Source organism: Actinomadura sp. 3N508 (assembly GCF_044326375.1).
GTDB lineage: Bacteria > Actinomycetota > Actinomycetes > Streptosporangiales > Streptosporangiaceae > Spirillospora.
In genome coordinates this window covers 59,567-81,020 of sequence record NZ_JBIRAX010000019.1, presented here as the reverse complement: position 1 = coordinate 81,020, position 21,454 = coordinate 59,567, and the positions used below count along the sequence as shown (strand labels likewise).

At 69.2% G+C, this 21,454-nt stretch carries 18 protein-coding genes; 4 read left to right on the top strand and 14 right to left on the bottom strand.

Features of this window, described 5'->3' with window-relative positions; all coding sequences use genetic code 11:
- Positions 1-27: 27 nt before the first annotated feature.
- The 9 genes from ACH34S_RS40440 to ACH34S_RS40400 all read right to left on the bottom strand — a co-directional run bounded on the left by ACH34S_RS40440 (position 28) and on the right by ACH34S_RS40400 (position 10,071).
- Entirely contained in the window at positions 28-795 is a 768-nt protein-coding gene (locus tag ACH34S_RS40440) for a hypothetical protein (RefSeq protein ID WP_395958223.1), read from the bottom strand.
- Positions 796-1,004: 209 nt separating this feature from the next.
- A complete protein-coding gene (locus ACH34S_RS40435) occupies positions 1,005-2,780 on the bottom strand; it encodes a prolyl oligopeptidase family serine peptidase (RefSeq protein ID WP_395958222.1) in 1,776 nt (591 codons plus the stop codon).
- A 35-nt stretch (positions 2,781-2,815) separates the two neighbouring features.
- Positions 2,816-3,232 (bottom strand): hypothetical protein, encoded by a 417-nt coding sequence (locus ACH34S_RS40430; protein WP_395958221.1) that lies wholly within the window; start codon positions 3,230-3,232, stop codon positions 2,816-2,818.
- 75 nt (positions 3,233-3,307) lie between these two features.
- Positions 3,308-3,619 carry a DUF6191 domain-containing protein gene (locus tag ACH34S_RS40425; protein ID WP_395958220.1) on the bottom strand — a complete coding sequence of 104 codons (312 nt, stop codon included), beginning with the start codon at positions 3,617-3,619 and terminating at the stop codon, positions 3,308-3,310.
- A gap of 85 nt (positions 3,620-3,704) precedes the next feature.
- Positions 3,705-3,854 (bottom strand): hypothetical protein, encoded by a 150-nt coding sequence (locus tag ACH34S_RS40420; protein WP_395958219.1) that lies wholly within the window; start codon positions 3,852-3,854, stop codon positions 3,705-3,707.
- Positions 3,855-3,908: 54 nt separating this feature from the next.
- The gene (locus ACH34S_RS40415) at positions 3,909-4,181 is read right to left on the bottom strand and encodes a hypothetical protein (RefSeq protein ID WP_395958218.1); all 273 of its coding nucleotides are present in this window, start codon (positions 4,179-4,181) and stop codon (positions 3,909-3,911) included.
- Between the two features lie 473 nt (positions 4,182-4,654).
- Complete coding sequence (locus tag ACH34S_RS40410) at positions 4,655-6,313, bottom strand: catalase (protein ID WP_395958217.1); 1,659 nt, start codon at positions 6,311-6,313, stop codon at positions 4,655-4,657.
- An 80-nt stretch (positions 6,314-6,393) separates the two neighbouring features.
- Positions 6,394-7,899, bottom strand: a complete 1,506-nt coding sequence (gene metG / locus ACH34S_RS40405) for a methionine--tRNA ligase (RefSeq protein ID WP_395958216.1) — start codon at positions 7,897-7,899, stop codon at positions 6,394-6,396.
- 213 nt (positions 7,900-8,112) lie between these two features.
- On the bottom strand, positions 8,113-10,071 hold the full coding sequence (locus ACH34S_RS40400) for a BTAD domain-containing putative transcriptional regulator (protein ID WP_395958215.1): 1,959 nt from the start codon (positions 10,069-10,071) through the stop codon (positions 8,113-8,115).
- Positions 10,072-10,129: 58 nt separating this feature from the next.
- On the opposite strand from ACH34S_RS40400, the gene ACH34S_RS40395 reads away from it, so the two are divergent.
- Positions 10,130-11,005, top strand: coding sequence for an alpha/beta fold hydrolase (locus tag ACH34S_RS40395; RefSeq protein WP_395958214.1), 876 nt, complete (start codon positions 10,130-10,132; stop codon positions 11,003-11,005).
- Positions 11,006-11,247: 242 nt separating this feature from the next.
- Here ACH34S_RS40395 and ACH34S_RS40390 read toward each other — a convergent pair whose 3' ends face one another.
- From ACH34S_RS40390 to ACH34S_RS40380, 3 genes are all read right to left on the bottom strand, one after another.
- A complete protein-coding gene (locus tag ACH34S_RS40390) occupies positions 11,248-12,063 on the bottom strand; it encodes a hypothetical protein (RefSeq protein WP_395958213.1) in 816 nt (271 codons plus the stop codon).
- Positions 12,064-12,187: 124 nt separating this feature from the next.
- Positions 12,188-12,628 carry a hypothetical protein gene (locus ACH34S_RS40385; RefSeq protein ID WP_395958212.1) on the bottom strand — a complete coding sequence of 147 codons (441 nt, stop codon included), beginning with the start codon at positions 12,626-12,628 and terminating at the stop codon, positions 12,188-12,190.
- A 707-nt stretch (positions 12,629-13,335) separates the two neighbouring features.
- Positions 13,336-14,391 carry a hypothetical protein gene (locus ACH34S_RS40380; protein WP_395958211.1) on the bottom strand — a complete coding sequence of 352 codons (1,056 nt, stop codon included), beginning with the start codon at positions 14,389-14,391 and terminating at the stop codon, positions 13,336-13,338.
- 155 nt (positions 14,392-14,546) lie between these two features.
- Between ACH34S_RS40380 and ACH34S_RS40375 the strand changes: the two genes are divergently transcribed.
- Positions 14,547-14,867: a hypothetical protein gene (locus ACH34S_RS40375; RefSeq protein WP_395958210.1), complete on the top strand. Its 321-nt coding sequence runs from the start codon at positions 14,547-14,549 to the stop codon at positions 14,865-14,867.
- Positions 14,868-15,111: 244 nt separating this feature from the next.
- Entirely contained in the window at positions 15,112-15,633 is a 522-nt protein-coding gene (locus tag ACH34S_RS40370) for a DoxX family membrane protein (RefSeq protein WP_395958209.1), read from the top strand.
- A 426-nt stretch (positions 15,634-16,059) separates the two neighbouring features.
- Here ACH34S_RS40370 and ACH34S_RS40365 read toward each other — a convergent pair whose 3' ends face one another.
- Both ACH34S_RS40365 and ACH34S_RS40360 read right to left on the bottom strand, forming a co-directional pair.
- Positions 16,060-16,473 (bottom strand): hypothetical protein, encoded by a 414-nt coding sequence (locus ACH34S_RS40365; protein WP_395958208.1) that lies wholly within the window; start codon positions 16,471-16,473, stop codon positions 16,060-16,062.
- A 143-nt stretch (positions 16,474-16,616) separates the two neighbouring features.
- Positions 16,617-17,381: a BTAD domain-containing putative transcriptional regulator gene (locus tag ACH34S_RS40360; protein ID WP_395958207.1), complete on the bottom strand. Its 765-nt coding sequence runs from the start codon at positions 17,379-17,381 to the stop codon at positions 16,617-16,619.
- 397 nt (positions 17,382-17,778) lie between these two features.
- On the opposite strand from ACH34S_RS40360, the gene ACH34S_RS40355 reads away from it, so the two are divergent.
- Positions 17,779-21,342: a hypothetical protein gene (locus tag ACH34S_RS40355; protein WP_395958206.1), complete on the top strand. Its 3,564-nt coding sequence runs from the start codon at positions 17,779-17,781 to the stop codon at positions 21,340-21,342.
- Positions 21,343-21,454: the final 112 nt, after the last annotated feature.

Sequence of the window (21,454 nt, the reverse complement as noted above, 5' to 3'; positions counted from 1 at the left end):
GCCCTGGCCTTGGCCCTGGGCTCGGGTTCAGCGGAACGTGATGTCCCAGTGGTGCGTCTCGCGGGCGAACAGCGTGCCGTCCGGTGCGCGGTAGAGCCGCGCACCGTCGCTCCGGACACCGGCCGACGGGTAACGCTTGATCGCGCGGTCGACGCACTCGCTCGGCGCGATGTCGAGCTTGTAGCCCTTCCAGTGGCTGTAGGGGCCGCTCGCGTGGCCGCGTTCGGTGCCGCCGGTGACGGTGATCTCGCAGCCGCTCGACTCCGCGAAGCGGATCAGGCCCTTGATCGTCCCCCACCGGACGTTCTCGAACGATGTGCAGGACGTGACCGTCCGGTCGGAGCAGCCGCCGGTCGAGCGCCATTCGATGCCGTTGGCGCGCAGCACGTCCTTGGCGAGGTGGTGCTGGAGCCGCATGGAGTTGGGCCCGTCCGGCAGCGAGGAGGCGGGGGCCGCCGCGCCTTCCTGGCTCGGCTTCTCGGATTGCGCCACGGCCCTGGGATAGGCCGGTCGGGGCGCGGGCGCCTGCCCCTCGGCGTCCTCGATGATCGTTTCGGTGGCGGTCAGGCCAGTCCCCAAGGGCGGCACCGGCCTGGCCGGCGTCGAGACCGGATGCCGCGGGGCCGCTTGCCGTTCGGCGGCGGACGCCTCCGGTGTGCCGGCGGCGAGGACAGTGGTCGTCATCGCCGCACCCGTGGCCAGCGCCGTCAGCCGGTGCGCGGGGCCGTGCGCCCCCGGTATTCGATGCCGGGCTGCGTGCCGGACGAGCGTATGGACGTGGCGGAGCCGTGTCATGCGATCCCCCCGATCAGTGACGAACGAGCGCCGGGGGGCGAGCCGTGACCGGCACGGCTCATTGCTCACTAGCGGCCGATGGGAGGAATTCCCGAGCCTTTGATCTTGTAAACACCGAGGTCGGGGCGAGGGTGACGGGAAGGGACGAGCGGGGCGTCCACCCCGTCCCTCGCCCGTCACCGTCACCCGTCACCCGTTGCCCGGAAAGATCAGGACATGCCCAGATGCTTGCGGGCGAAGTCCATTTCGGCGGCCATCTGGGTGATCCGCTCCTCGACGACGAGCGACCCGTGCCCGGCGTCGTACCGGTACACCTCATGCGGAAGGCCCAGCTCGGCGAGCCGCCCGAGGTAGTTGTCGATCTGCCGGATGGGGCAGCGCGGGTCGTTCTCCCCGGCCAGGATCAGCACCGGCGCCTTCACCCGCGAGACATAGGTGATCGGGGACGACTCCCGGTACCGGTCGGGGACCTCGTCGGGGGAGCCGCCGAACAGGGACCGGTCGAACGCCTGCAACCCCTCCATCTCGTCCTCGTACGCGGCGACGTAGTCGGCGACCGGGACGGCGGCGACCGCGACGCTCCAGTCGTCCGGCTGCGTGCCGATGCCGAGGAGGGTGAGGAACCCGCCCCACGAGCCGCCGGTCAGGACGAGCCGCGCCGGGTCGGCGAGCCCGGTCGCCACCGCCCAGTCGCGGACGGCCTTGATGTCCTCCAGCTCGGTGAGCCCGACCCGTCCCTCGATGGCGTCGCGCCATTCCGACCCGTAGCCCGTCGACCCCCGGTAGTTGACGCGGACGACCGCGAACCCGTGGTCCACCCAGGCGGCGGCGGACGCGACGAACGAGTCGTCGTCCTGCGCCGTCGGCCCGCCATGGACGTCGAACACGGTCGGGTAGGGGCCGGTGCCGTCCGTCGGCTTGCTGATCAGGGCGTGGATGCGGCCTGCGGGGCCGTCCACCCACGCGTCCTCCACCGGGACGGACGGCGGCGCGACCGGCCCCGGCGGCGTCAGCACCACCGACCCTGACGTGGACCTGATCACGGGCGGCTCGGCGGCGGACGACCAGAAGAACTCGACCGTCCCGTCCGGCCGGACGGCCGCCCCGCCGATCACCCCGCGCGGCGTGTCGATCCTGGTCAGGGCCTCGGTGGCGAGGTCGTAGCGGTACAGCTCGTCGCGCGCCTCGTGCGAGTGGGAGATCAGCAGCGCGGTCCCGTCCGGGTACCAGCCGGCGCCGATCTCGCCGGGCAGGTCGAGGACGATCTCGCGCTCGGTGCCGGCGACCGGGTCCCAGATCAGCATCTCGTCGCGGCCCCGCCGCTCATGGTTGACGAGCAGCCGTGAATCGCCGTCGACCGGGGCGAATCCGGCTCCGTAGACGCCCTTGCCTGGCCCGTCCCAGAGGTCGGCGACCGTGGAACCGTCGGGACGCAGCACGCGCAACGCCATGTGGCGGCTGTCGCCATGCTCGCTGTGCCCGATCGCTATCAGCGACTCGTCCTGCGACAGGGCGGCGACATGCGCGTCTTCGGCGTGGTGGTAGAGAACCTCAGGCGATGCGTCAGGACGGCAGAAATGGATGGTGTTCCCTGCGTCGGTCGTCCGCCCGATGACGGCGAGCCCACTACGGCCTAGGGACAACCCAGACGGATACGACGCCTCCAACCCAGGGACGGCCGGAACGCTCTCAGCCCCTTCGTCCGCGTCGAATGGGATGCGCTTCCATACGCCGAACTCGTCGCCGTCGGTGTCCGCGAACCACCACACCCATTCGCCGGACGGGTCGATGGTGCCCATCCAGGTGCCGTTGGGCCGTTCGGTCACCTGGCGTTGCGCGCCGGTGCCGCGGTCCCATGTGTAGATCTCCCATGTCCCGGTGACGTTCGACCGGTAGATGCTGTGGCTCGGGGCGTCCCGCGCCCATCGGGGCAGGCTGATCCGGGCGGCCCGGAACCGCGCTTTCCAACGCTCATCGTCGACCATGCCCCCAGTATCGCGGCCGATCAGCCCCTCCGCGTTCAGCCCGCGAGGCGGCCGATGGCCTGGTCGATCGCGGCGCGGACCTGGCGGTCCATGGCACGGGCGAAGCCCGCCTCGACGGTGATCTGGGCCCCGGGACGCAGCCGGGCGATGGTCTCGGCGAGCTCACCGACTCCCCGGCCGTCGTCGCCGTCGTTGCCGGGGGCGGCGTGGGCGGCGATCATGCGGACGAACATCGCGGCGAGATCGTCCATGCTGCGCTGGAGTTCCCGCCCGGCGGACAGGACGTCCTCCAGCGGAACCCCGGCCCGGACGAGCGTCAGGGTCGCGTCGAGCTGGCGGCGGCTCCAGTGGGTCACGCGGTCGCCGTCCGCCTCGATGTGGCCGCGTGCGATGGCACGCTCCAGGGTCTCCCGGCCGAACAGCGGCGCGAGCTCGTCGAGCGTCATGGTCACCGGAACCTCGTCCGACCACGGCGTGGTGACCGCCTTCTCGACACCGAGGACGGCCCGGATGTGCGTTCGGGCGGGTCAGCCGGAGCCGGTGGGACGGCGAACGATGGCGGTCCCGGCATCGAGATCGAGGCGCGTGCGCCGCGGCGCGGCGTCGCCCTCCTCGTCCCGCAGGATCAGCGAGATGCGGCGCTGTTCCTGCTGGTGGCGGTGGGTGCCGTGGAAGAACGCGTCCAGCTCACCGACCGCGACCGCCGAGATCGGACGGCCCGTCTCGTCCCGCCGCCAGGGCAGCCGGAGCCTGCGGTTCGCCCACAGGCCGGCGCGATCGAGGACGGCGAAGGCGACCAGCCCGATCACGAGGCCGGGGATGGTCAAGAAAGCGATCAATGCCACGTTCTCCCCAACGAACGTGCCCCGCCGGCGGTTGCGCGGGCCGCGCGGTTGTGCGGGGCGGGCCGGGGCCTTGCCGAAGCTAGGTGACGCGGCGGACGGTCAAGGTCTTTCGTTGTCGGCGCGGGCGCCTTTCATTCGTGACCTGGGACCGGGACGCCTCGGTGTCGAGCAGGTCGCGAAGCGTGCGCGGGACGATGTCCTCGGGCCGGTCGGTGAACGGTGAACGCATCAGATGTTCTCCCTGGTCGCGGAACGGGTGAGTAGGCAGATGGGTGGGGGCGGATCAGGCGGCCGTGGTGAGTTCGCGGTACGCATCGGACACGGTGGAGAGCGCCCAGCGCATCCGCGTGATGTAGGTCTCCGGGTGGTCGCCCGCCTCCTGGGCGACGACGGCGACGCAGGCGTTACGGTCGCCGCCGCAGGCGCCGAACCGGTCGACGATCGCCTTGCGGACCTGCTCGGTGGAGGGGTGGTCGGACTCCTGCAGGCCGCAGCAGAACAGGATCTCGGCCAGGTCGGCGGTGCTCAGCGAGGTGAGGGTTGGCGTGTTCGACATCGTGTGCCTTCTTCCTGCGGAGGGGGCCTCGTCCCCCGGCTGCTGAATATGACTCTGCCGCTACGGCAAACTCATCGCCATAGGGGAAAACCCCCATTCACGGTGGAGTAATCCCCCGGTAGACCCGTAGTCCGGATCCTTTGCACAACCTTGAGTCTAGCAGAACGGAATACTTTGTTCCATACTTGCCGAACATGGATTCACAGCTCTGACCTGCGGGGTTCGTAGGTAGTTCGCACGCCGCGCGAGGTTGGATGACCCTGACCGACCCTGAGTCTGCGCGCTAGGGGTCACGCGCGACGACCGCCCCGGAACCCCGCCCACGAGGCCGCCAAGCGAGCGATCACTTCAGCACATGCGGGTCACTTCAGCGCAGGCAGTAACTCCAGCACATAACGTCACTCAGGCCCATGCATGCACACCAAACCGTGCGGCAACGTCGGCAGCACCTGCCGCCACTCATCGCCAGAGGACTAGGGCTGGTGGACGGCCCTCTCGTTCGGGACGCAATGCGTCATCTTCAACCCGGCGACGTCGCGTGAACCGTTCTTGCCGAGGTTCCGCAGCCGTTGCCTGTCCTCGTCCGTGAGGTCCTGGCCGGGCAGCGGTTCGAGGTGCTTGACGTCGTCCGGGCCGATTCCGAGACCCTCCCCGACGCGCAGCCCGAGGTCGTCCTCGACCAGCAGGAAATGCCAGACCATCCGTTCCTGCACGGGACGCGCGCACTGCGAGATCAGCTTGACGAAGTTGTGCACGAGGTCGCCGCGCTCCCAGTCCTGCATCAGCAGATAGCGCTGGCCGGCCTGCTTGTAGTCGTTCGGCCGCGGAATGCGCATGCGGGTCAGCCGCCCCCGGATCTCCGGGCCCTGCTCGTCGTGCGTCGGATACTGGCCCTCCCGGAGCCCGCCCGTGATGGACGGCTCGTAGTTCACGTGCGGATTCTCGCCGGGAGTATCCACGTAGTAGGCCATCTGACCGTCGCGCTGGTTCGTCCGCACCTGCGTTCCCTTGGCCTGGTTGACCGGCAACTGGAGGTAATTGGGGCCGACACGGTGCCGCTGGGTGTCGCTGTAGGAGAACGTCCGCCCGACGAGCATCTTGTCGTCGGAGAAGTCGAGCCCGTCCACCAGGACGCCCGTGCCGAACGAGATCTGCTCGTTCTCGGCGAAGTTGTTGTCCACATTGCGGTCGAGGACGATCCGGCCGACCGGCAGCGCGGGGAACTGGTCCTCCGGCCAGACCTTGGTGTCGTCGAGCGGGTCGAAGTCCAGTTCCGGATGGTCGTGGTCGTCCATCATCTGGACGAGCAGCTCCCATTCCGGGAAGTCGCCGCGGTCGATGGCGTCGTGCAGATCCCGGGTGGCATGCCCGAGATCGCGGCCCTGCACCGCCGCCGCGTCCTCCTCCGTCATGCTCCGCACACCCTGCTTCGGCATCCAGTGGTATTTGACGAGCTTCGTGTCGCCCGCCTGGTTCACCCACTTGTAGGTGTTCACGCCGAATCCCTGCATGTGCCGGTAGTCGGCCGGGATTCCGCGCGGGCTGAAGAGGTTGACGAGCATGTGCATCGACTCCGGCGTCTGCGACATGAAGTCGAAGATGCGCGCCGGTTCCTGGCGGAACGTCACCGGGTCGGGCTTGAGGGCGTGGATGACGTCCGGGAACTTGATGGCGTCGCGGATGAAGAAGACCGCCAGGTTGTTCCCGACGAGGTCCCAGTTGCCGTCCTCGGTGTAGAACTTGATGGCGAAGCCGCGCGGGTCCCGTGCCGTCTCGGCCGAGTCGCGCCCGCCGATGACCGTGGAGAACCGCAGCGCGATCGGCGTCCGCTTGCCGTGCTCCTGGAACAGCCTGGCCCGGGTGAACGTCCCGATCGGCTCGTCGCCCCATTTCCCGTACGCCTCGAAGAACCCGTACGCCGTCACGCCTCTCGCGTGGACGACCCGCTCCGGGATGCGCTCCCGGTCGAAATGGCTGATCTTCTCCAGGAACTGGTAGTTCTCCAGCGTGGCCGGACCCCGGGCTCCCACGGTGCGCTGGTTCTGGTTGTCGTAGACGGGATGGCCCTGCCGGTTGGTCAGCACCGGACGGTCGTCCCCCGGCTGCGCTCCCATGCTCGAAACGTCCGTCACGACGCCCTCTCCTCTCGGTAGTTCAGTGCGGCCCTACCCGAGAGGGAGCAAACCAACGTGCGTCCCAGGTAAACCCACCGTCAGCCGAGCCGCCCCAACACAGGCCGCGCCCGCGGAAGCCGCCCACCAGCGGGCGCATCGGGCGTGACCTGGGCCGTGACGCGGGCGGCGGCGTCCGGCAGGAACGGCTCCAGCAGCTCGCCGGCCGTCCGGCACGCCCGAACAAGCCCGGCCAGGACAACATCCAGCCGCAGATCCCCGTCGCCCTTGCCCGCGCCTTCGGACTTCGCGAGCTCCCACGGCCGGACGCGGTTGATGTAGCGATTGCTTTCGTCCACGATCGCCCAAACCGCAGAGGTGGCACGCCGGAAATCGAAGTCCGCGAGCGCGGCATCGACGAGCGCGGGCGCCTTGCGGCATACGTCGTCCAGCACCGCCGAGGAGTCCCCGCCTACGGGAACAACACCGTCCCGGTACCGGTGAACCATCGAGACGACGCGATTGACGAGGTTCCCCAGCCCGTTGGCCAGCTCGTCATTCGCACGGGCGATCAGGCGCTCGACAACGAAGTCCGCGTCCCCGACCCTCGGCACTTCCCGGAGCAGCCACCACCGCACGGCGTCCACGCCGTATTCCTCGGCCAGCGCGACGGGATCGACGGTGACATCGCCGGACTTGCTGATTTTCCGTCCGTTCGCCGTCAGGTATCCGTGCACCAGGATCTCGTCCGGAAGGGGCAGCCCGGCGGACAGCAGCATCGCCGGCCAGTACACCGCGTGAAACCGCAGCACGCCTTTCCCGACGAGATGGATACGCCGGCCGCCTCCCGTCCACCAGCGCCGGAACTCCTCACCGTCGTCGCCACCGTAACCGAGCGCGGTGATGTAATTGCCCAGCGCATCCCACCACACATAGATGACCTGCTCGGGATCGCCGGGCACCGGAATTCCCCACCCCCGCGCCCGCTCGACGGAACGCGATACGGAGAAGTCCTCCAGCCCGCCTGCGATGAACGACAAGACCTCGTTGCGTCGCTCGCCCGGCTCGATGCGCAACACACCATCGCCGATGAGGCCGTGCAACCGCTCCGCATACCGTGACAGCCGAAAGAACCAGTTCTCCTCGGACACGTGCTGCGGGACGGTCCCATGCTCAGGACACCGCCCCTCGACCAGCTCGCCCTCGCCGTAGAACTGCTCGCAACCGACGCAGTACAACCCCTCGTAATGCCGCCGATACAGGTCCCCGGATTCGGCGCAGGCGCGCCACAGCCGCTCCACCCCGATCCGATGGCGCGGGTCGCGGCTTGTGCGGATGACGTCGTCCACCGACAGCGACAATGGGCCGGCCAGCCCGACGAACTCCGCCGCAAGCTCGTCCACGAACTCCTGCACGCCGATTCCGGCGGCTTCGGCGGCCAGCACGTTCTTGAGCGAGTTGTCGTCCGTCCCCGCCTGAAACCGCACGGCTTCGTCCCGGCGCCGATGATGCCTTGCGAGCACATCCGCCTGGACGAGCTCCAACGCGAACCCGAGATGCGGCCGCGCGTTGACGTACGGGATCGTCGTGGTGATGTAAACCGCCATGGGAACCTCCAGAAGAGCCAGATGGCCCGGAGCCCCAAAAGGAAAGAGGCCCCGCGAACAGGGCCTCGAATTGCGTCCAGCGTCAGCGTCGGCGGCCCCGCGAGCGGGGCATCATCACCTGGCAGCAGGACGTCGTCATACGTCCAACCTACCAACCAGCGCTGAGCCGACGGGCATCCATTTACCAGGCGCTAGCGTTGTCGCCCGTCCCCATCAAGAACGGTCGAGCGCGATGCTCAGGTCGGCCAGGTAACGCGCGACAGGGCCCAAGGTGATCAGGCCGCTGCCGGCTCCTGCCAGTTCTGCTGCCGCGGGAGCCAGTTCGCTGTGCGCGCGGCGCATTGTGTCGCGGTCGTTCACCGCTATGGCGGCCTGGGCTGTCAGGCACCACATGGCCTCGAACAGTAGATCGCGTGGCGGCTCGGGCGCTCGCCGGAGCGCCGCTACCGCCTCGGGTGTCTGGCCGCGAGCGAGACACACCAGGGGGCGGACCCATGGCCCGTAAGGCCCCCAATCGGTGTGCGCGTCGGTCTGTGCAGGCGGCAGGCCCTGCCGCACGCGCAGGCTCAGTCGCGCAAGCGCCGGCAGCCCGCTCTCAAGGCCGGGCATCCCGGCGCCGTCCAGCCGCGCGATGGCGTCCTCGTACGCGGCCTCCACCACCTCCGCCCCCGCCTCGCTGGACGCGGCCAGCCGCAACGCCCGATACCACCGGGTGAAAACGTTCACCAGCGGCCGCTCATGACGCGCGGCCAGCTCATCGGCCACATCCGCGTGCCGGTCGGCTCCGGCGAAGTCTCCGAGCGCGCTCCGCGCCTGGACGCGTACAAGATGGCCGAGCACCTCGAACGTCACCATCCCATGCCGTCCGGACAATCCAACGAGCTCGGCCCCGATCTCGTCCCGTTCCGGCGCCAGCCCCGCCCGCTGAAATGTCTGCATGTAGACGCCATTGAGGGCGAACGCCAGCAGTCCGGGATCGTCCAGCCCACGGGCGATCCGCTCCGCCTCCAGCGCCGCCGCGCGCCCCCGCCCCGACCGATCGCCGCGCGACTCCAACGCCACCGTCGCCAGCAGCCGCGCCCGCAGCACATCGCTCCCTTCGGCCAGGCCGCCGAGGGTGCGCTCGGCCGCCGCGACGACCTCGGCGGCCTGGCGCGGGTCGTCCGATCGTGTCCAGATCGCCGGGACGTCGTACGCGCCGATCACCCGCGCGGTCAGCTCCGCGTCACCCAGCTCCTCGGCCGCCGCGATCGCCGCCGTCCGCTGCTCCCGGGCCGCCTCCAGCCCGCCGCCGCCCGTCACCGCGAGATCGCGCAGGATGCCCACCGTCGACTCCAGCCGGGCCCGCGCGCCGGACGCCACCGCCCGGTTGTAGGCCGCGGTCGCCTCCGCCCACACGCGCCCTGCCGCGTCCTGACCTAGCTCCGCATGATCGGCCTGGTGGAGGATGTCCTCCTCCAGCCGGCGCAGCGCAGGGCCGGGATCGAGCCCGAGTTGCTCGGCCAGCAGCGTCCGAGCCCGCCGCAGCACCGCGAGCGCGTCCCGCTGCCGACCGGTGCGGTACAGGGCCAGGGCCAGCAGCCGCCAGGCGTCCTCGCGCCAGGGATGCTCGGTCACGTGGGCGTCCAGGTCCGGGACCGCCTCCGCGGCCCATCCAAGGTCCAGCTTGGCCTCGGCCTTCCGCTCCACGGCGCGCAGCCGCAGCTCCCCGAGCCGGGAACGCTCGGCCCGCGCCCACCCTTCGTCCGCGAACTCGGCGTACGCGGGGCCGCGCCACCACCCGAGCGCCTCGTCCAACCTCTCGACCAACGCTCCGGCCGGACGCGACGCCCCCACGACCTCCTCGAACCGCCAGGCATCCACCCCATCCGGCCCCGCCCGCAGCGCGTACCCCGGACCCTCGGTGACCAGCAGCCGGGACGGTGTCCGCGGCGGACGATCAGGCTCCAACGCCCGCCGCAACGCCGCCACGAAGGTACGAACGGCACCGACTCCGTCGTCCGGCGGATCGATCCAGAGATCGTCGACCAGCCGTCCCACCGGAACGACCCGGCCTCTGGCCACGATGAGCCGCGCCAGCACGGCCCGATGCTTCGGCCCCTTCAAGGCGATCACGTCGCCGGAGCCGTCCCAGGCCGTCACCGGCCCCAGCACCCCGAACAGGACCCCCACACCAGCCACGCTATAGCGCGCTCATCGGATGCTCATCCACGCCGGGCAGCCTGAGGACATGCATGAGAACACACCGACCATCCCTGGCTTCGACTACCACCGCGTCCCCGTCGCCGACGGAGTGGCGCTCAACACCGCCGTCGCGGGCTCCGGCCCTCCGATCGTCCTCCTCCACGGCTTCCCGCAGACCCACCTGATGTGGCGCCACGTCGCCGCCGACCTGGCGTCCGACCACACCGTGATCGCTCCTGACCTGCGCGGATACGGCGCCAGCGACAAGCCGGCCACCGGTTACTCCAAGCGCACCATGGCCGCCGACATCGTCGCCCTGGCCCGTGCCCTCGGCCACGACCGCTTCGCGCTGGCCGGCCACGACCGCGGCGCCCTGGTCGCGTTCCGCGCGGGCCTCGACCACCCCTCGACGATCACCCACCTGGCCAGCCTCGACGTCCTGCCGACCCTCGACATGTGGGACGCGATGCACGGCGTCACCGCCGCCGTCGGCTTCCACCTCTACCTGATGGCCCAGCCGCCCGGCCTGCCCGAACAACTGATCACCGCGGCCCCGGACGCCTTCTTCGGCCACTTCCTCGACCTCTGGGCGAACGACGCGTCCGCGATACCGCCCGACATCCGCACCGCCTACCTGGACGCCTCCCGCAACGCGATCCCGTCGATCATCGCCGACTATCGCGCGTCCGCAGGCATCGACATCGAGCACGACCAGATCGACCGCGACGCAGGCAACCGGCTGACCATGCCGGTAACCGTCCTCCAGCAGGACTGGGGCGCCGCGCTGGGCTTCGACGCGAAAGCCCTCTGGCAGGCCTGGACCAAGAACCTTCACCACGAGACCGTCCCCTACGGCCACTTCATGGCCGAAGAGGCCCCAGCCGAAATCGCCAAGACCCTCAAAAACCTACTAACCCGCTAGCCGGACGCGCGATGCGTCCTACCAGGGCGGCCCGCCTTGCGTGGCCGCCCACACCCACACATAGATAAGGAACGCAGCCACCAGCAACCCCAGCAGCAGCTCCCAGTTGGGCGACTTGCCGCGCCCGGCCCTGTGCACCATCACCGACCCCCGTTTCGTCTTCTACTCGCGTAGCCGGACGATCCGGGGGCAACCCCACCACCCAGTCATGTTTCAGGCGAACATGCTCTACCTGACCGGACTCAGCGGACCCACCACCAGGGCTTAATGGGAGCGTGGTAGACGCTGGACTCGAGGGACCGCAGGTCACCGGAGACCAGCCGCTCGACCCCAGCGGACCCCGCCAGTTCCGCCCGATCTTCGGGGTGCGTGACATAGTGCAGGATCGCGTAAAGCAGAAGCGCTGGATCGCCCTTCTGCTGATGAACCTGCACATCGAACTTCTTGTTGGACCGTTTGCGCTCGTCCCGGAAGCGAATCCTCACCACCGGCGTGCGAGGTGCGTATTCGTGCGGTCGGACGCTTCGGATCGCGTCCCACGGAACGGACCGCGACTTCCAGCCATTCGACGACACGATGATTTCGGGAGTGAGCACGACCGCTCTGTTACGCCGCCACCACAGGATGTTCAGCGGGGCGCAGACCAGCATTACCAGCCCGCCCAGCAGCAGGCACAGGTCACCACGAGCCTCGGACTCGGGCGACAGGGTCAGCAGAATGCCCCACGTCCCGAAGCTGGTCAGCAGCAGTGCGGTGGCCGGCCCGGCCGACCGGCGATTGGGAAACACGACGCCGCCCTGCCCGCAGAACACCGCGTCACGCCCTCGTCCGAGTCGCATAACGACGGGCATCGACGCACAGAGCACCGCAAGCATCAAGAACGCCCAGCCCATGAATGGATCCTCGGCCGGATCGGTCAGGATCCAGATGCCGAGGTACAGGCTCGGAACTCCCACCACCGCCGCAAGAGCGAACCGCACTTGGTCGTTCATTAGGGGAAACGTCCAACCCTCGGGCCAGGGAAGCCCGGAGGGACTGCGCTTGTCGGAATCCGACATGGCCGACTCCTCGGTCGTGAACGCGCACCACAGCGCATTCCCAATGCCGACCAGGCTTCCCGGCGCACCTCACTGAACGCTAACCCACGACCCGTCCCTTGACCAGACGATTCTTCGCCACGGCTCAAACCGACTCATCGACAAGATGCGCGTTCCACGTGGCCGCGGCCTGCTCATGGGAATCGACCCCGGCGAAGAAGGCATCCGCCAATGCCGCGTAGTCCGGCTCGTCGAAGCCCACCACGTCCATGAACTTAGGCCGGTAGACGGCGAAGCCTTCGGGGGACGACCCGGGCCGGTAAGGAATGGCCATCTGCAAAGAGCGCCGCTCCGGAACGTACTCGACGGCGTTCACAATCAGCGCGTCGAAACGCCCCGTCTCAAGATGAAGGTAGGCATCCACGACGAGCACGGCACGAACCCACCCCTCCCGTCCCGCCTCCAACGCCGCCTGCCCCACCCTGACGGCGTCATCGAGGTCATCATGAACCAGCCGGTCCATCCCCTTCCGCCCGTCCGCGTACTCGTGTCCGAGCAGCGGAACCAGCGTCTCCCCATCGGACACGCTCCAGACTCCATGAGCCCCGAAAAACCCAGCCATACCGGCCATCTCATACATGATCCGCCACCGTACCGCCCCCCACCCACAAACCCCGACAGCGTGGCTCTCGCCTGCACGAAGTCGTCCGACTTTGCTAGACATAGGCGCCCGGCTCCGGGACCGACCACGCGCGAGTGCCGTGCTCAACGGGAGCATCGTTTCGCGAATGGAGCGCAAATCCCAGGCGGCCGGTGACAACCCTTCCCGCCGCGACCATCGCCGACATGCTCAATCCCGCCAGGCCGCGACTGCCGCGAGAAGTGCAGGTCATGCTGTTCGTCCACGCCTGCGGAGGTACCGAGGCGGAAGTCGGCGCCTGGATAATGGCGCGCCGCCGGATCGCGATGAGCGATGTCGCTCCCCATAAGCCTGGAGGGCGAACTGTGGGAGCGATGCGGATCCGGCCCCCGGCAGTGTCGCCAAGAACGCCCAATGGTGCGCGGTGGCCTTGGCTCTGGCAGCGCGCTGATGGCTGCTGCGGCGCACGCCGTCCAGGCCACGCTCGCCAATCACCCCTTCACAATGCACCGCGCCACGGCCGCGCCCTGCGTCGCCCAAAACGCTGAACCACCGGGAGCCTCGCCGGACGCGGCGCGCCGACCTGCGTGATCTTCGTCCACACTCCCTACCGGTCGTTCCGGTGGGAGGAGGGCGCGCGGGAGGTTGCCTGGTCAGCGGCGGGTGGGGCGGGCGCAGCGCACCTGACCGGACGTGATCGCGTCTCGGGGCAGGGACAGGTCGAAGGCTCGTTCCAGCCCGGCGAAGAACAACGGGATGCCACCCGTCCAGCCGGACACCTTTTCCGCAACGCGGATGTAGGTGTTGAGAAAGTCCAGCGGCGCGTTCGGCTCGAATGGTGGCTCGCCAGGGGTGTACCAGATGAGCTCGTACATGTCGCGCTGCTCGTCGAGGTCGTCCTCGAGCGGGAAGGGGTTCTGGTATACGCCGTCCCTGTAGTAGCGGAAGTCGTAGATGGCCTTGGGCTCGATGGCGGTCAGTGTGATCTGCTGCGAAGGAGGAGGATCGAGAGAACGCGAGAAGGCGTCGCCGAGGTCGTGGTAGCCCAACCACGTCCATCCGAGCTCGCTCCCGAAAACGAGCACGCGATAGACGTCGTCTGTGCCCTCGCGTTTATCGCGCTCCCACACCTGGTGCAGCATCAGCTCGTCGTTGATGTCCTGAACGTCGGCCCCGTAGGCGAGAGCGACGTCTTCGGGGGCCGGGCCCTTGATGAACTCGAGCACCGTGAAGGGCTCTTGGCCTTTCCATCTGTCGGCGATCCACGCTATGCCGTCGCCGGCCAGGGGCTGACGGGCGAGGAATTCCTCGAACGCAGCCGCCTGCTCTGGAGGTATGTAGCTCTGGCGGCCGATGCGCGCGTTGTTCTCCAGCCAGGCCAACTCCTCAACGGAGCGCAGCTCGGCCACGATCGCGTGGTCCCGTGTGAATGTCATCCGTACCCCGTCGGTATGCACGTACCGCACGTACGGGCTTTGTTGCTCCGGACCGAGGGGGTGCTCCCGCCCCGCCTTCGACCGGGGGCGCCGCTCGCGGCGGCCGCGAACACGCTGGGCGAAATGCTCCAGCTCGGCGAGTTCGGCCGCCGGCACGAGCACGCCCATCGGTTCGTCGCCGTCGGTGACCCGGACCCGCTCGCCGGTCTCCTCGACATGGCCGATCAGGCGTCCGAAGTCCGCTAACAGCTCGCTCAGTTCAACACTGATCATGCGCCCGGACGCTATAGGAATTCCGTCCACTTGAGGTGGTCGCGAAGCGTCCCCGCTAAATGGCGTGCGACGATGGCAGCTCGCGGCGCTCCACTGCCGCGTCCTCGCGAGCTCTGGGGACGGTAACCCTGCGCCGGGGGTTCAAGGAGGCGAACGTGGACGAGCGTGAGCGTGAGTTCCACCGGGCCATGGTGGGGATCTACCAGACCGCCAAGCGGGAGCTGGGCTACAACGCCGCCTGGTTCCTCCAGATGATCAGCAACCAGGGTGGACTGGCCACGGCCAAGCAACTCCTGTGGTCTGACACGCCGTCCGATGGCTTCACGACGCTCTGGGATCACGGTCGGCTGGACCTCACCGTCGAGGCGCACATCCTGCGGCCCGAATACGAGGATCTGTTCACGGCCGACGACCGGGACAAAGCGCGGGAGCGGCTCGAACGCTACGGCTGGGCCGACGGGCACGAGGCCACCTGACGGCAACGTCCGCATCGTCCGACCAGCGAACATGCTCGGCGGTCCGTCGCGTCGCGTCGCCCGGAGTCGCAGCTGGTCTAGTACGAAGGGGAGCGTGCGCCGGGGAGCCGGTCGTCCGGGGTGGCACAGCGGTTTCGCTTCGGGGGCGAACAGGTACCACTGGTCTACTTGAAGCGGGCTTCCACTGATAGGAAACTTACCTATTGATTGGCTCGTTCTGGTCTCCCACCCCCCAAGGAACGCCATGTCCATCGACACCCGCCTGCGGTCCTCCCTCTCCCTGACCGCCGAGCACCCCGCCCGCTACGCCCTCGCCGCCGGACGCATCTTCCTCGGCTGGATCTTCCTGTGGGCCTTCCTCGACAAACTCTTCGGCATCGAAAAGGGCGCCGAGGCCGGCTGGCTGTCGGGCGCGTCTCCGTCCAAGGGCTTCCTCAGCCATAACAACGGCCCGTTCAAGGAGATCTTCCACTCGATGGCCGGGCAGTTCTGGGTCGACGCCCTCTTCATGTTCGGACTCGGCGGACTCGGCGTCGCTCTCCTCCTGGGCATCTGCCTCCGCCTCGCCGCGCTCGGTGGAACGATCCTGATGTTCATGCTGTGGGTGGCGTCCCTGTGGCCCGAGAACAACCCCTTCATGGACATGCACTGGATCTACGCCGCGATGCTGGTCGCCGTCGCGCTCGGCGACGCCGGGACCACGCTCGGCCTCGGACGAGCCTGGGCGCGCCTCCCGATCGTCCGCAACTCCGCACTCCTCCGCTGAAAGTGGAGCCAAGAAAGCGCGTCTTCCCGGAACGGTGATCGAGCCGGACGTCCTTCGCGCCGGAAGGACGTCCGGCTACCCCGGGCACGTGGATCACGCTGCGCACCGCGGCGTCGTCCAAGCCGGCGCTCCGCTGTAGGGCAAGCCCCTCCGGCGACGGCCGATTGCGCAGGGTCTCGTGGAAGGGGCACGGCTATTGCAGGTCGACGGTGATGGTCGGTGATGTCGCACAGCTCATCCATGCACGATCAACCCTGCTCGTAGCGCCGGCAACGCTACCTGCCTCGGACGAATTGCCCGATTCTCCGCGCCAGGCCGGTCGGCGACGCGAGCGGGGAGCTTCCGCGCTTGACTGTGCTGGGGCCTTGCACAAAGGGAGATGGAGGAGCGGGGGCCGCTCCTCCATCTCCCTTTGCGTGGTGCTCGTTAGAAGAAGTAGACGATCCGGTTGTCCTTGGTGCTGCAGAGCGGTCCCCAAGCGGCCTCGTACTTGCACGCTTTGACGACGACCTTGATTTCCTTCGTCTTGGTGCTGGCCTTGTAGGAGTAGGTGGCGGTGTCGCCCTTGCCGTCCCAGGTGCCCCAGGCGTGGCTGTAGCCGATGGTGACCACGGCGTTGCGCCCGTCCGCCTTGTTGTCGTAGATCGTGCCCTTGACGTAGTGGCCGGTGCTGCAGTCCTTGGCGTAGATGTTGGCGGCGGCGCCCGAGGCTATGCCGATGGTCTTCACATACGTCCACTTGCAGGTGTAGGCCTGGGCGGCGGTGGCGGGAACGGCCACTGCGGCGCCGGCGAGCGCGCTGACGACAAGCGATGCACGAACCAGACTCTTGATGCGCATGGTGCCCCTCTTAGGTGTTTTCCGGTTGATGGTCTTCAGAGTTGCCGAAAGTGGTTGGAACAAGGTTGTGCGGTGGTTGAACCGCAGGTCCGCTGCCCGCTGCCTGCCGCCCGCTGCCTGCCGCCCGCTGGACGTCCAGGGCGCTATGAGCGGCCGGTCGCGCCTGCCGAAGAGAGGGCGGTGACGTCGTGGGTGAGGATGGCGTGTTCCAGGCAGCGGAGGGCGGGGCTGGGGTCCAGGCCCAGTTCGTCGGCGAGGGCGCGCCGGCCCGTGCGGCAGGCGTCGAGGGCCTCGGCTGTGCGGCCCAGCGCGTAGAGCGCCCGCATGAGCTGTATCAGGGGACGTTCGTGATACGGGTGGTCGGCGACGAGGCCGTAAAGCTCCCCGACGACCTCTTCGGGGCGGCCGAGGGCGAGTTCGGCGTCGGCCCAGTCCCCGGCGGCGGCGAGCCTGAGCTCGGTCAGCCGGAACGCCTCCGCCTGCGTCGCCGCGAGGTGGTCCTGTCCCTCGAACGGGGCCCCGCGCCACAGGGCGAGCGCATCCTTGATCGCCGCCGCGCCCTGCTCGATCAGGCCGGCGGCGACGGCCAGGCGTCCCGCCTTGGCGTGGACGGTGAACGTGTCGGCGTCGAGCTCTCCGGGCCGCAGGACGACGGCGTATCCGGGGCGGCGCGACTCCAGCCTGCCGGGCCCGAGGACGCCGCGCAGGTGGTGGACGTAGCCGTGCAGCGTCTTGGTCGCCGTGCGGGGCGCGGTGCAGGGCCACAGCGCGTCGATCAGGCAGTCGGTCGGGACGGCCCTGTTGGGGTGGCACAGCAGAACCGCGAGCAGGTCTCGCCACTTGGGTCGCAATGGGACCGACCCGTTCTCCGTGTGGATCTCCGTCGGACCCAGTACGTGAAACTTCATACTGCAGTTCTAGGACGGCCGGATGTTGTCCAAAATGAGTCCGCGGAGGCTCCGGACGAAGCCGTACCAGGTCCGGACAAGCAGGTCAGGGCCCCGCGCAACCTTGCCCCAACCGCGCTCCTGGAACCTTTCGGTGTCGATGGGCACCAGGAGGAAGCCCGGGGTGGGTTGGTCGTCCGGTACGCCATAGCGCGCGCGTCAAGCGGGGGCACGCGGGCTTTCTGTCGAAGTCGTACGCCGCCATTCGCTGATCTGGTGTGACCTGAGGCGACGAACCGCCCGGATGCCGTGCGTCCGGGCGGTTCTCGTGTTGTGCCGGAGATCTTCGGCTGTCTAGGGTCAGCGGCGGACGATCTAGAAACGGCGGGAGCGGACGTTGGGGCGACCTGAGCAACCGGTGGACCCGACGGCCGGCCCCGTCGAACGTCTCGCCTGGGAACTGCGCCGCCTCCGTGACGAGGCCGGGCGGCCCAGCTACCGCGTACTCGCCCAGCGCGCGCATTTCTCGCGCAGCACGCTCGCCGAGGCGGCGACCGGCATGCGCCTTCCGACGCTGGAGGCGACCCTCGCGTACGCCGTCGCGTGCGGCGGTGACCGCGCCGAGTGGGAACGCAAATGGCATCTGGCGGCGGACGAGGTCGAACGGTCGCGGCGCCGCAGCCCGTACCCGGGCTTGGTCGCGCTCGACGCCGCCGACGCGGACCTGTTCTTCGGCCGCGACCAGCTGCTTGAAGACCTGCTGAAGGCCGTGCAGCGGGCACCGCTGACGGTGGTGGCGGGGGCCTCCGGCAGCGGCAAGTCGTCGCTGCTCGGGGCCGGGCTGCTGGCGAAGCTGACCGCCGACGGCATCTCCGCCAGGCGGGTCACGCCGGGCGCGCACCCCGCGTACGAGGAGAGCGACGACGCCGTCCTGATCATCGACCAGTTCGAGGAGGTCTTCACGCTCGTCGCCGGCGAGCGGGAGCGCGACGCCTACCTCGACCGGCTGAGCGCCGTGGCCGCCGCAGGAGATGGTCCGGCGCTGGTGATCGGCGTCCGGGCCGACTTCTACGAACGCTGCGTGCGGCACGCCGGGCTGGTCACGGCCTTCCGCGACAGCGTGCACGTGCCGGTCGGTCCGATGGACGAGCGGGAATTGCGCGCCGTCGTCGTCGAACCCGCGGCCCAGGTCGGGCTCCAGGTGGAACCGGACCTGGTGGCCGCCGTACTGACCGAGGCCGCCGGGCAGGCGGGGGCGCTCCCGATGGTCGCCCACGCGCTGCGGGAGACCTGGAGCAGGCAACGCGGCAACGTCCTGCGGCTCGCCGACTACCGGGCCGCGGGCGGGGTCGCCGGCGCCATCGCCCAGACGGCCGAGCGGCTCTGGGACGACCTGGAAGAAACCCATCACGACCTGCTCCGCGCCGTCCTACTCCGCCTCACCTCACCGGGCGAAGGCACTGCCGACACTCGCCGACGCATCGGCCGGGACGAGCTGACCGGCATCGGTCCCGCAGGCGAGCTGGACACCGTGCTCGACCGGCTGGCCGCCGCGCGACTCATCGTCCTGGACCACGACGACACGATCGAGATCGCGCACGAGGCCCTCGTCCACGGCTGGCCCAGGCTGCGGGGATGGCTCGACGACGACCGCGACGCCCTGCTGCGCCACCAGCGGCTCACCACCGACGCGGTCGACTGGGAACGCGACCATCGCGGCGAGGACTACCTGTACCGGGGCGACCGGCTCGCCGCCTGGGACACCGAGGGCCGCACGCCGCTGAACGAGCTCGAACGCTCCTTCCTCGCGGCTTCCCGAGTCCAGGCCGCCGCGGCCCGCCGCCGGAGGCGCCGCACCATCGGCGGGCTCTCGTTCGCAGCCGCGGCGACGAGCGTCCTGCTCGTCCTGGCCCTGGTCCAGACGGGCAGCGCCGGCAACGCCCGTGACCGCGCCACGTCCGTCCGCCTCGCGGGCGAGGCCCGCCGCCAACTCCAGCAGGACCCGCAACTGGCGCTGCTATTGGCGATCGAAGCGTACGAGGCGGCTCCCACACCCGAAGCCGACACCGTGCTCCGCCAGGCCACCGTGGACGCACGCCTCCGCGGTTCGCAGTCCACCGGCCTGCGCCGGGTGGACGGGGCGGCGACCACCCCGGACGGCCGCAAGATGGCGATCTGGGGCTCCGGCCCGGCGCCCGCGGGCCTGGAGATCTGGGATCTCACCGGCACCACCCCTCGTCGCGACGCACTCCGCCTCTCACCAGCCGACACACAGAACGTCCAGAGCGCGGCCCTCAGCCCCGACGGCCGCCACCTGGCCACAGGCAACGCCACCGGACGGGTCACCCTCTGGGACCTGACCTCCACCGCCCCACCGACGATCGTGGGCACCGCTCCCCAGGGAGTCCTGGGCATCACCATCAGCCGAACCGGCCAGGTGGCGAGCGCACATCCCGACGGCGTCCGCCTCTGGGGGCAGCCCAGCCGCGCCCCGGTCAAACTTCCCGGCCGAAGCGCGGCCTTCAGCCCCAGCGCCCGACGCCTCGCCACAGGAGGAGGCGGGTCACCCCTCCGAATATGGTCCCTGGCCAAAGGCCGCCCCCAGCCGGAACGCACAGCCGCCCGCGGCGAACCGGAACAGGTGGCGTTCAGCCCGCGCGGCCCCTGGGCCGCCACAGTCGAGGGCGACGTGCCCCAGGTCTGGGACGTCCTCAGCACTCAAGCCAGCGAGTGGAAACCACAGATCGAACTGCCCGCCCACTCCCCCCAACTGAACGGCCTAGCCTTCAGCGGCGACGGGCAACGCATGGCCACCTACGGAGCCGACGGCCTCATCCACATCTGGACGACAGGCGCCGACGCCGACCCTCTGACCCTCCGTCCCCCTGGAAACCCACGCGGAGTGGCGTTCACCGACAACTCCCTGGTCACCATCGAAGCCGACGGCAAACTGCGCCAATGGGACATCACAACCACCACGCCCACGCCCACCCAGGGCAGGCCCCTAGCCCTAAGCGCCGACACCAAAACCCTGGCGACATCCGCCACCCCCATGTCCCTGACCACTCCCCAAGACGTCCGCATCCACATATGGCAAGGCACCCACACCACCGAAATCAAAGGCCCCAGCGACTCCGGCTACAAGATCGCCCTCAGCCCGAACGGCCGCCACATGGCCGGCCTGGGACGAGCCGGAACCCTGACCCTCTGGAATCTCGCAACCGGCACCTCGACCACCACCCCCGCCGACCTCCGCGGCCTCCCCTCGACACTGACGTTCAGCCCTGACGGGCGGCACCTGGCCGCAGGCGCCACCAACACCGACCCGATGGTCTGGCAGATCTCCCCAGCCCTGAAACGCGTCACCGGCTGGGAGACGCAACCCACGGCCAAGGCCGAGGGCACCATCGCCTTCGGCCCCGACGGCACCCTCCTGGCCGACGCCCGCGACGACGGCACCGTCCTCATCTGGAACCTGACCGAAGCACACGAACCCAAGATCATGCGCGGCCACCAGGACGACCTCACCGCCCTGGCCTTCAGCCCCGCCGGAAACCACCTGGCCGCCGCCGCGGCCGACGGCACGATCCGCGTCTGGAACACCGAGGGCAAGGCCGACCCAACCCTCCTGAAGGGCCCCGCCAACCCCATCCGCAAGCTCACCTTCAGCCCCGACGGATCCTGGCTCCTCACCAACGAACCCACCGGCGCTCTCCGCCTATGGCGCCCCACCGGCGGAGAGCCAGTGGACCTAACCGGCTGGGGAGCGACCGGCAGCCTCGCCGCATTCACCCCAGACGGCAACCAGATCATCCGCGGCCTAAGCCCCCAACTCGTCGGCCCCACGGGCCTGGGCCAAGCCCTAACCCGAACCCGCCCCTGCGAGATCTGCGCCCCCGCCCCCCAGGTCCTAGCCCTAGCCAAGACCCGCCGAACCCGCGACCTAACCAAAGAAGAACGCCACACCCACCAACTCCCCTAACAACCTCCCGCTTTTTGCGAAAGTGGCTGTCATGGTTAGCGGAGCGAGACGTCAATCGGGGCTTGGCCTCTCCGTCGGGGAGTGATCTCTTCGATTTCGCCCGGGTTTCGCG